The organism is Mesorhizobium sp. P3_A9, assembly GCF_056402975.1.
On sequence record NZ_JBFUGJ010000198.1, the window covers coordinates 1 to 11163 of the forward strand.

Sequence of the window (11163 nt, forward strand, 5' to 3'; positions counted from 1 at the left end):
GTGCAGCATCAGCGCGGCCTTGATCTTCGACGCGTCGGCGGCCTTCGGCTGCATGCCGTAATAGGCAACACTGGCGGCGAGGTCGGGCGCGTTGACGGCCAGCATGTTGGCCGTGCCGCCGCCCCAGCAGAAGCCGATGGCGCCGACCTTGCCGTTGCCATCCTTGTCGGCCTTGAGGAAAGCAACGGTCGCCACGGCGTTGGCGACCGTCTGCGCCGGGTCGAGTTTGGTGAACATGTCGCGCGCCTTGTCCTCGTCACCGGGCGTACCGCCAAGCGGCGACAGGAAATCCGGTGCAAGGGCCACGAACCCCTCCAGCGCCACGCGCCGGGCGACGTCGCGTATATGCGGGTTGAGCCCTCTGTTTTCATGGATGACGATGACGGTGCCGAGCTTGCCGGTCTGGTTTGCCGGTTTGACCAGATAGCCCTTCATCTCGCCGCTGCTGCCGGGATAGGTGATGTCCTCGCCCTTCACCCTGATATCGTTGTCGGCGACGATCGCCGCCTGGGCGGAGTTCGCCGCCAGCATCGGCGCAATGGCCGCGGCTGCCGCACCCGATCCGGCAAGCCTGGTCAATTGTTCCATGAAACGGCGGCGGTCGAGCGTCAGATGCGTGTATTCGTCATAGGCATCGATCATCGCCTGGGTGATCGCAGGCTTGGTGTTGACGTCGGTCATGGCGCGCTCCTTCGGTCTCGGGATATGCGCAAGATAGGGGCGCGCGTTGCCCCGTCCAGTCACGAATGACTGAGACATCGAAACCGCATTTTCATCGCGAGCGCATGAACCCGGTCGCCGCGTCGATGAACGCGCGCAGCTTCGGTTGCGCCTGGCTGCGGGTCGGGAAGTACAGAAACAGGCCGGGTTTGGTCGGCAGAAAGGGCTGGAGCACCGGCTCGAGCGCACCGGATGCCAGCTCGGTGGCGGCAACTCTGTCGGCGGAATAACAGAGGCCGACGCCTCTTGTGGCCAGTTCGATCATGCTGATGTGATCGTTGACCACGATGCCGCCGGGCGCATCGAGCGAGAATTCACGGCCGTCGCGCGCGAACTGCCAGCGGTAGATTGTTCGCGCGGTCGGAAAACGGTAGCGGATGCATTCGTGATGCATCAGGTCTTCGGGTGCTTGCGGCCGTCCACGCGTGGCGAAATAGGACGGTGCGCCAAGCACCGACCAGGCAAAGTCCGGCGTGATCCTGACGGCGATCATGTCTTGCTCGATAAATTCGCCGATGCGGATGCCGGCATCATAGCCACCCGCCATCAGGTCGACCGAGGCATCGTCGACGTCGATGTCCAGGGTGATGTCGGGAAATGCGTGGCGAAAGCCGGGCAGCAGCCGATAGAGCACCAGCTCCAGCGCAATGCGCGGCACCGAGAGCTTGAGGTTTCCCATCGGGCGCTGGCTGAGAACCGACAGCGCGTCGAAGGCGTCGCCGATCTCGTCGGAGGCCGGCTTCAGCCTCGCCAGAAAATCCCTCCCCGCTTCCGTCAGCGCCACGCGCCGTGTCGTGCGCTGGAACAGCGGCATGCCGGCGCGAGCCTCAAGCGTGCGGACCGCCTGGCTGACCGCCGCGGGCGTCACGCCAAGTTCGGCCGCCGCGACCCGGAAGCTTGCATGCGCGGCAACCGCGAGGAACTCGGACAGGCCGGTGAAAACGTCGGTACGAGCCATGCTGTTCTCTAGATTATATAGATGATGTTTATTGCCTATACCGATTTCACCAATTTTTCCAGCCAATTGATTCCAATAGCTTGCCTCCATAGACAGCGTTCGAAAAAGGAGACGACCGATGAAGACCATCGAGCAAATGGCGAGCCGCTATGTCGCCATGTGGCATGAAACCGACGCCGCCGTTCGGCGCCAGACGATCACCGAGCTGTGGGCTCCGGAAGGCGCGAACTATCTGACATCGGCCGCCTATCATGGTCATGCCGAAATCGAGGCGCGCGTAACTGCTTCACACGAGAAAAATGTCGTTCAGGGACGCAACCGGTTCCGCGCAAGACCGGGCATTCAGGTCGTGCAGAACGGCGTCCTGCTGACCTGGGAAATGCTGCCGCGGGACTCCGATACGGTGCTTGCTGTCGGCCATGAGTTCTTCGTCCTGGACGATGAGGGCCGCATCCTTTCCGACCACCAGTTCATCGTGTCGTAAATCACGCCATCAACAGACCCGGACAACAGGAAAACACCATGAAAACCTACCGTGCCAATCTCGGCGGCGGCATTGACGGCATCGTCATGCATGACGAGCCGATCCCCACGCCCGGCCCRCACCAGATACTGGTCGCCGTCCGCGCCGTCTCGCTCAACGCCCGCGAACTGTCTATCCTGCAAGGCTACTATCCGCTGCCGGTCAAGCCCGATCTGATCCCTGTTTCCGACGGCGCCGGCGAAGTCGTGGCGATCGGCGACGGCGTCACCCGCGTCAAGGTCGGCGACAGGATTGCCGCCGCCATCTTCCCGCGCTGGATCGATGGGCCGTTCGGCTGGGATTTCGCCGCACAACTCGGCGGCTCGCTCGACGGCATGCTGAGCGAATACGCGCTGTTGCCCGAGGATGCCGCCGTGCACATCCCGCCGCATCTGTCGTTCGAGGAGGCTGCCACCTTGCCCTGCGCCGCCGTCACCGCCTGGAACGCGATCTCGGGTGGCGCGCCGTTATTGCCCGGCCAGACCGTGCTGACTCAAGGGTCGGGCGGCGTGTCGCTGTTTGCGCTGCAACTGGCCAAATTCTTCGGCGCCCGCGTCATCGCCACCACATCCAGCGACAGCAAGGCAGAGCGCCTGCTGGAGCTTGGCGCCGACGCGGTGGTCGACTACCGCAAGACCCCGGACTGGCATGCCAAGGTGCGCGAACTGAACGGCGGCCGCGGCGTCGACGTGATCGTCGAGGTCGGCGGCGCCGGAACCATGGACCAATCCCTGAAGGCCGTGGCGTTCAGCGGCCAGGTCAGCCAGGTCGGCTGGCTGGACAAGAGCGCCTCGTCGATCAGCATCGCCGCCCTCGCCGCCACCGTCACCACCGTCAGGCGCATTGCCGTCGGCAGCCGCGCCCAGTTTCTCGCCATGAACAATGCCATCGCCATGCACGGGCTGAAGCCGGTCATTGACAGCGTCTTCCCGTTCGAAGATGCGTTGGCGGCTTTCCGCCACTACGCGCGTGGCAATGCGTTCGGCAAGATCGTCATTCGCCACGATTGAGAGGCTGGCCGGAGCCTCATCACATTCTTGTCATCGGCGACAAATCTTGATGGCGCGGCCACAATAGTAGGGGAAACTGATAATCCGGTCGCCCATCGCGCGGCCACGGTCCCGAAAGGCCCGATCTGACCCTAAAGGCCGATCTGAAAAGGAAAACGCCGATGACCATGCCCTCGCCGATCCTGGCAACCGCCTTCATGGTTGCCGCAACCGCCCTTCTGGCGATGCGCGCGACTGTTGTCGCGGCAAGCCGGAGGTCCATGGTCAAGGTCCGCGGCCGCCAGCGCCGTCCGGCAAACACGAAAACCCAAGGTTGAGGTGAAGTCATGGACGTACAGGATATCGTGAACACCGTCTCGCAGAAGGCCGGCCTTGATCAGGCAACGACCGAAAAAGTCGTCGGCACCATTTTCTCGGTGCTCGAGCACGAGGCGGAAGGCACCACCGCCTCAACCTTCTTCGCCAAGATCCCGGGCGCCGATGCGTTGGCGCAGAAATATGACGTCATGGCCGCGGCCCCTGCCGGCGGGGGTGGTGGCTTCCTGTCATCACTGCAGGGCGCGCTTGGCGGCGTTCTCGGCGAGAAGGCCGGCGCGCTGGTCAACGGCCTCGCCGCGCTCAAGGCATCCGGCCTCGACATTGCGCAGATCCAGAAGGCCGGCGAGACTCTGGTCCAGCAGGCTGAAGTCGCCGCCGGTCCCGATTTGACCAACCAGGTGCTGGGCTCTGTGCCCAGCCTGAAGAGCCATTTGGGGCTCGGCTAACGCCGAAACTGCTTTCGGCGAGCGCGACCCAGCTACTTCGGCAGCGCGTAAGCCATGACATAATCCCCCGGCTTGGTGCCGACCGAGCCATGGCCGCCAGCGACGATGACCACGAACTGGCGCCCGTCGGCGACCGTATAGGTCATCGGCGTCGATTGTCCGCCGGCCGGCAACCGTGCCTGCCAGAGCTGCTTGCCTGACGTCAAATCATAGGCGCGCAGATAGTCGTCGACCGCCGCACCCAGGAAGGCGACACCGCCGGCGGTGATCATYGGCCCGCCAATGCCGGGCACCCCGACCTTGAGCGGCAGCGGCAGCGGTGTCATGTCGTAGATGGTGCCGTTGCGGTGCTTGTAGGCGATCGCGCCGGTCCTCAGATCGACGCCGGCGACATAGCCCCAGGGCGGCGCCTGGCAGGGAATGCCGAGCGGCGACAGGAACGGTCCCATCACCACCGCATAGGGCGCGCCCTCATTGCGGTTCAGCCCCTGCTCGCTGCCGCGTCCTTCATCCGGCGGCGGCACCTGGTCGCGCGGGATGAGCTGCGACTTGAACGCCAGATAGGTCGGCATGCCAAACATCACCTGCCGCACCGGATCGACAGCGACGCCGCCCCAGTTGAAGGTGCCGAAATTGCCGGGATAGATGAGCGAGCCCTGTACGGAACGCGGCGTGTAGCGGCCCTCGTAGCGCAGGCCCTGGAATTCGATCCGGCAGGCCAGCTGGTCGAACATGGTAATGCCCCACATATCGGCGCCGGTGAGCGGCTTCGGCATGAAGGTAAGATCGGAGACCGGCTGCGTCGGCGACGTATGGTCGCCCTCGATGGCGCCGCCCGGCGCCGGCACTTCCTTAACGGCAATAAACGGCTCGCCGGTGCGCCGGTCGAGCACATAGAGGTCGCCCTGCTTGGTCGGTCCGACCAGCGCTAGCACGACCGAACCGTCGGCCTTGGTGATGTCGATCAGGCTCGGCTGCGCCGGCACGTCCATGTCCCAGAGGTCGTGGTGCACAGTCTGCCGTACCCATTTCAGCTGCCCGGTGTTGAGGTCGAGCGCGGTGATCGAGGAGGAGAAYTTCTCGACATTGGCGCTACGGCCCATGCCGAGCTGGTCCGGCGTCTGGTTGCCAAGCGGCACATAGAGCAGGCCGAGCTTCTCGTCGGCGCTCGGCGTCGACCACATGTTGGGCGAGTTGGCGGTGTAGGTCTGGCCGGCCGGCAACGGCGTCGTCTGGTCCGGATTGCCGGAATCCCAGTTCCAGATCAGTTTGCCGGTGCTCGCATCATAGGCGCGGATGACGCCGGACGGCTCCTGCGTCGAATAATTGTCGTTCACCGCGCCGCCGACGATGATCTTGCCGCCTGATATCAGCGGTGCCGAGGTCGAGTAATAATAGCCCGACTTCGGGTAAGGCATGCCGGTCAAGAGGTTCAGCGTGCCGGCCTCGGCGAAAGCGGGGCAGACCTGACCGGTGGCCGCATCGAGCGCGATCAGCCGCGCATCGGACGTCGGCAGATAGACACGGGTCGCGCAGGGCTGGCCGGCGGCGCCGGCGGCATCGGCATAATAGGACACCCCGCGGCAGGTCTGGTGCTGGCGGTCCTTGTCGAGCTTGATCTTGGGATCGTAGCGCCACTTCTCCTTGCCGGTCGCAGCGTCTACCGCGATGGCGAAATTGTGCGGCGTGCAGATGTAGAGCGTGTCGCCGATTTTGAGCGGAGTCACCTGATAGGTGGTCTCGCCGATATCGTCCGGCCCCTTCACGTCGCCGGTGCGGTAGGTCCAGGCCGGCTGCAGATTGGCGACATTGTCCGGCGTGATCTGGTCGAGCGGCGAATAACGCTGGCCGAACTGCGTGCGGCCATAGAAGTGCCATTCGCCCGCCGGCACATCGTTGCCGAGATTGGCGTTGGGGATCACCTTGTCGGTGTCGAGCGCACCGCCAATGTCCTTCGGGTCCGTGGTCATCGAATAGCCGGCCACCGCCAGCGATGCCAGCACCGCCAGGATCAGTGGCGCACGCCCGTCAGGACCGGCAAGGCCGCGCCTCGCCCACGGCGTCAGAAGCCACAGCGCCAMCAGCACGATGATGCCGCCGCGCGGGCCGAGTTCCCACCAGTCGAAGCCGGTTTCCCAGACCGCCCAGGCCAGCGTACCGAKCACGATYGCCGCGTAGAGCCACAGCGCCGTGGAGCGGCGCCKGTAGAGCAGCCAGGCGGCGATCAGGAACGCCAGGGCGACGACGATGTAGTACCAGCTGCCACCCAGCGAGGCCAACCAGATACCACCGGCGCCAAGGGCCAGGCCGATGAGGAAGAGGATGAGGGAGGTGATGGTGACAGCCAAGATGATACTCCTTCGACTGTTGCGCTTTGCGACGCCCCATGGACAGCCCGGTGCACCGTTCCTGCCCCTATTCGCAGCTTTCCCCCGCCTGCCTCGCCTGTCAAGTTGCCCCACACGCCAAGGTGGCAATTCATCTTGCCTGCATCAGGGTTTTCCATCAGTCTCCATGGATGATCTCTCCCGTGGAGTAAGCAAAATGCCGTCATTCGTTCCGCCCCTGACGCGCATTGCGTTTGTGCTCTACTGCCTCGTGCCACTCGTTGCCGGCACTGTGGCCGCCCCGGCGCAGACAGTCAGCGACATCAACAAGGTGAACGGCTTGCACGAGATGCTGATGGGTATCGGCCCGGGTTTCACCGCGGCCGTGAAATCGGCGCCGGGGATGCCGCCGCAAAAAGTCCAGGACGCCCTTGCCGCCGCCATGGAAGGTGCCTTTGACCCGGAGAAGATGGAGGCAGCCATCGAAGCCCGGATGGCGGACAGGCTGAGCGCCAAGGACCTGTCCGAACTGGCGTCGTTCTATGCTTCGCCCCTGGGCAAACAGGTCACCGCCTTGGAGATCCAGGCTTCGTCGCCGGAAGCAAAGGAGCGCAAGAAAATCGAGGGGCCCAAAATCCTCGGCGAGCTTCAATCCAGGGATCCGGCCCGGCTCGCATTGTACCGGAAGATGATGGACGATATCAGCGCCGTCGACACTGGCGAAGCCGTCGCCCTGAACATGGGCTATGCGATGCTCACCGAAATGCTGGGCGCGGCCGGAAAGCCCCTGCCCGACGACCAGGTCATGGCCCTGCTGCGCAAGCAAACGGAGGGCCTGCGCCGTGACATCGACAACGATGCCATGGAATCCGCAGCCTACATCTATCGGGATATGTCCATGGCCGACCTCAAGCTTTATGAGGCCTTCCTGGTGTCACCCGCCGGCAGCCGCTACTACGATCAGATGCAGGTTGCGCTGGGCGCCGTGATGACGGACGAAGCGCGCTCGTTCGGACATCGGTTCTTCGTCGCCCTGGGTTATCGCAAGGCCTGAACCGCGATATCAGGCACTTTACCGGGAACAAAACGTAGACAGTTCTGGTCTTTCCCCACCGAATCACTACATTCGGGGGAGATGTCCGGCTTTTCGGAAGACATGCCCTTTTTCGACGAACCCAATGCGCGGCCCACGGCCCCGTCGGGCATCGCCGCGCGCGCCATGGCTGCCCGCAGCGGCCAGAACAGTGCGCCCGACTATCTCAAGGGGCTCAATCCGGAACAAAGGCTGGCGGTGGAGACCACCGAAGGCCCGGTTCTGGTGCTGGCCGGCGCCGGCACCGGCAAGACCCGCGTACTGACCACCCGCATCGCCCACATCCTTGCCACCGGCAAGGCTTTCCCCTCGCAGATCCTGGCGGTAACTTTCACCAACAAGGCCGCGCGCGAGATGAAGCAGCGCATCGGCATCCTGATCGGCGAAGGCAATGTCGAAGGCATGCCGTGGCTCGGCACCTTCCACTCGATCGGGGTGAAGCTGCTGCGCAGGCACGCCGAACTCGCCGGCTTGCGTTCCGATTTCACCATCCTCGACACCGACGACGTCGTGCGGCTGATCAAGCAATTGATCCAGGCCGAGGGGCTGGACGACAAGCGCTGGCCGGCCAAGCAGTTCGCCCAGATGATCGACGGCTGGAAGAACAAGGGGCAAGGCCCAGTCGACATCGCCGAGGGTGACGCGCGCGCCTTCGCCAACGGCAAGGGCCGCGAACTCTACAAGGCCTATCAGGAGCGGTTGAAGACACTCAACGCMTGYGACTTCGGCGACCTKCTSTGCCACCCSATCCGCATCTTCCGCGCCAATCCGGATGTGYTGAAGGAMTACCACARGCGCTTCARATACATCCTCGTCGACGAATACCAGGACACCAACACSGCSCAATACATGTGGCTGCGGCTKYTGGCGCAGCGGCCAGATGCCGGGCGTGCGTCAACGTCGACGGATCTGCGATCGGCCGAAGGCCGCAAGCCCGACCGGGCGTCCGAGCCGTTGCGAGGCCCGCGCGGAGGGCCCGCGCCGGCAGGCGCGGAACAGCCCGCGAGCGATAACAAAGTCAACATCTGCTGCGTCGGCGATGACGACCAGTCCATCTATGGCTGGCGCGGTGCCGAGGTCGACAACATCCTGCGCTTCGACAAGGATTTTCCCGGCGCCACCATCATCCGGCTGGAGCGCAACTACCGCTCCACCGCGCACATCCTTGGCGCCGCCTCCCATCTCATCGCCCACAATGAGGGCCGTTTCGGTAAGACGCTGTTCACCGACCGCGACGAGCCCGAGGATGGCAAGGTGCATGTCCACGCCGCCTGGGATTCCGAGGAGGAAGCTCGCGCCGTCGGCGAGACGATCGAGGCCTATCAGCGGCAAAAACACAAACTCAACGACATGGCGATCCTCGTCCGCGCCTCCTTCCAGATGCGCGAATTCGAGGACCGCTTCGTCACGCTCGGCCTCAACTACCGCGTCATCGGCGGCCCGCGCTTTTACGAGCGCATGGAAATCCGTGATGCGCTGGCTTTCTTCCGCGTCGTCGCGCAAGGCGCCGACGACCTCGCCTTCGAGCGCATCGTCAATGTGCCSAAGCGCGGCCTTGGCGAARCCACCATCCGCCAGATCCACGACACGGCGCGCGCGCTGCGCGTGCCGATGCTGGAAGCCGCCGCCAAGCTCGCCGAAAGCGACGAGTTGAAGCCGAAGCCACGCGCTGCCCTGCGCGAGGTGGCAGCCAATTTCGAGCGCTGGCAGAAGGCACTGGAAACCACGCCGCACACCGAACTCGCCGAGACCATTCTCGAAGAGAGCGGCTACACCGATATGTGGAAGAACGATCGCTCGGTCGAAGCGCCTGGCCGGCTGGAAAACCTGAAGGAGCTGATCCGCTCGATGGAGGAATACGAGTCGCTGCGCTCGTTCCTCGAACATGTCGCGCTGGTCATGGATGCCGAGCAGAATGCCACGCTCGACGCCGTCAACATCATGACGCTGCATTCGGCGAAAGGCCTCGAATTCGAGACCGTTTTTCTCCCTGGCTGGGAGGAAGGCCTGTTTCCGCATCAGCGCGCGCTCGATGAAGGCGGCCGCTCCGGGCTGGAGGAAGAGCGCCGTCTCGCCTATGTCGGCCTGACCCGCGCCAAGAAGAACCTGCATCTGTGGTTCGTCTCCAACCGCCGCATCCACGGCCTCTGGCAATCGACCATCCCGTCGCGCTTTCTTGAGGAACTGCCGGAAGCCCATGTCGAGGTCGCCGAAAGCGGCAATAGCTATGGCGGCTATGGCAATTCGTACGGCAGCGGCTCGTTCGCCTCCGGCCGTGGCGGCCAAGGGGCAGGAAGGCAGAACCCGTATGGCGCGTCGCGCTTCGACAATGTCGGCGCCGACACCGAAAAATCCGGCGCCTTCTCCAACACCTATGCGACGCCGGGCTGGCAGCGCGCGCAGGCCAATCGCACCGAAGCGACCGACCGCAACTGGGGCTCGCGCTCCGGCCATCAGGTCGAGCGCATCGGCTATGGCGAAACCGACTCAGGCTACGGCGCCGGCCGCACCWCGGTCAAAGGCCGRACCATCGACGGCGAACTGGTCGCCAAATCCGTCTCCGACACGCCATCCGCCTTCAGCGTTGGAGACCGCGTCTTCCACCAGAAGTTCGGCAACGGCAACATTTCCGCGATCGAAGGCAACAAGCTGACCATCGACTTCGACAAGGCCGGCCAGAAACGCGTGCTGGACGGGTTTGTCGCGGCGGTGTGAGCCGCGTTCAACTGCAGCTCACCCCCTCACCTGTACCTTGCCTGGTTCCACTTATGGCCGAGCAGCGACAGGATGATGATCAGCCCATTGAAGAACTGCACGTAGAAGCCGCTCAGGCCCGCCGCGACAACACCGGTCTGGATGAACGACACGGTGACCGCGCCGATCGCGCCACCCGCAACGGTGCCGATGCCGCCCCAGGTCGGCGTGCCGCCGACGAAGACCGAGGCCAGCACCGGCAGGAGGTAGCCGTCGCCCGCCGTCGGCCACCAGGTGAAGTTGATCATCACCGAGAAGGTGCCGGCGATCGCAGCCCCAATGCCGACGAAGACGAACACTTTCACCCGCACCCGCTTGACGTCGATGCCCATCTGCTGGGCGCTGTCGGGATTGTCGCCGACCACCTTCACCTGCGCGCCGAAGCGGTGCCTGTTGTAGAGCATCGCCGACAGCACGACGAAGGCTATGGCCCAGAAAATCTGCACCGGGATACCGTAAACCTGGCTGGAGAAGATCTTGTAAGCCCAGCTGTCGGCAAGGCCGGTCAGCGACATCGACTTGCCTTCGTTGATGATCTGGATCAGGCCGCGCAGCARAAAATTCATGCCRAGCGTGGCRATCAGCGACGACAGCCCGCCATAGACGACCAGCGATCCGACGAGGAAGCCGAGCAGCATGCCGGTGACAAGTGCGGCCGCAATGCCGACGAACGGATCGTAGCCGGCCTGCACCACGAGCGAGAAGACCCAGGAGGCAAAACCCATCGTTGCCGGAAACGACAGGTCGATCTCGCCGCAGGTGACGACGAAGACCAGCGGCACSACCACGAACAGCGCCACMGGYAGCGTSGTCAGCACCGAACTGTAGAGATACCAGGTGGTGAASACRGYCGGGTTGGCGRYCATGAACACCGCCATCATCACCACGAACACGCCGAGCGTGCCGAGCGAAGCGCGGTTGTCCAGGATGAAGCCGCGCATCCACTGATCGGATGGGTGCTTCCATTCTTTCTGGGGGTTGCCCTGGAGGGGAATGCCGGCCGACGGCTCGTGC

The 11163-nt window shown here is 64.1% G+C and carries 10 protein-coding genes; 6 read left to right on the forward strand and 4 right to left on the reverse strand.

What is annotated here, in order from left to right; genetic code table 11:
* The coding region (locus tag AC1DX0_RS23005) for a dienelactone hydrolase family protein (RefSeq protein ID WP_477356953.1) at nt 1-681 on the reverse strand (681 nt) is incomplete at its 3' end.
* Between the two features lie 91 nt (nt 682-772).
* Entirely contained in the window at nt 773-1678 is a 906-nt protein-coding gene (locus tag AC1DX0_RS23010; protein WP_477221976.1) for a LysR family transcriptional regulator, read from the reverse strand.
* A 118-nt stretch (nt 1679-1796) separates the two neighbouring features.
* Here AC1DX0_RS23010 and AC1DX0_RS23015 point away from each other — a divergent pair, with 118 nt between their 5' ends.
* The 4 genes from AC1DX0_RS23015 to AC1DX0_RS23030 all read left to right on the forward strand — a co-directional run bounded on the left by AC1DX0_RS23015 (nt 1797) and on the right by AC1DX0_RS23030 (nt 3975).
* Nucleotides 1797-2162, forward strand: coding sequence for a hypothetical protein (locus AC1DX0_RS23015; RefSeq protein WP_477221975.1), 366 nt, complete (start codon nt 1797-1799; stop codon nt 2160-2162).
* A gap of 38 nt (nt 2163-2200) precedes the next feature.
* Nucleotides 2201-3211: a zinc-dependent alcohol dehydrogenase family protein gene (locus AC1DX0_RS23020; RefSeq protein WP_477221974.1), complete on the forward strand. Its 1011-nt coding sequence runs from the start codon at nt 2201-2203 to the stop codon at nt 3209-3211.
* Nucleotides 3212-3372: 161 nt separating this feature from the next.
* Nucleotides 3373-3528: a hypothetical protein gene (locus AC1DX0_RS23025; protein ID WP_477221973.1), complete on the forward strand. Its 156-nt coding sequence runs from the start codon at nt 3373-3375 to the stop codon at nt 3526-3528.
* A 9-nt stretch (nt 3529-3537) separates the two neighbouring features.
* Complete coding sequence (locus AC1DX0_RS23030; RefSeq protein WP_477221972.1) at nt 3538-3975, forward strand: hypothetical protein; 438 nt, start codon at nt 3538-3540, stop codon at nt 3973-3975.
* A 32-nt stretch (nt 3976-4007) separates the two neighbouring features.
* Here AC1DX0_RS23030 and AC1DX0_RS23035 read toward each other — a convergent pair whose 3' ends face one another.
* A complete protein-coding gene (locus tag AC1DX0_RS23035; protein ID WP_477356955.1) occupies nt 4008-6323 on the reverse strand; it encodes a glucose/quinate/shikimate family membrane-bound PQQ-dependent dehydrogenase in 2316 nt (771 codons plus the stop codon).
* Nucleotides 6324-6519: 196 nt separating this feature from the next.
* Between AC1DX0_RS23035 and AC1DX0_RS23040 the strand changes: the two genes are divergently transcribed.
* Nucleotides 6520-7356 carry a DUF2059 domain-containing protein gene (locus AC1DX0_RS23040; RefSeq protein WP_477221970.1) on the forward strand — a complete coding sequence of 279 codons (837 nt, stop codon included), beginning with the start codon at nt 6520-6522 and terminating at the stop codon, nt 7354-7356.
* A gap of 81 nt (nt 7357-7437) precedes the next feature.
* Entirely contained in the window at nt 7438-10110 is a 2673-nt protein-coding gene (locus AC1DX0_RS23045) for an ATP-dependent helicase (RefSeq protein WP_477356957.1), read from the forward strand.
* Nucleotides 10111-10136: 26 nt separating this feature from the next.
* Here the strand turns inward: AC1DX0_RS23045 and AC1DX0_RS23050 are convergent, their stop codons facing one another.
* Nucleotides 10137-11144 (reverse strand): ABC transporter permease, encoded by a 1008-nt coding sequence (locus AC1DX0_RS23050; RefSeq protein ID WP_477356959.1) that lies wholly within the window; start codon nt 11142-11144, stop codon nt 10137-10139.
* Nucleotides 11145-11163: the final 19 nt, after the last annotated feature.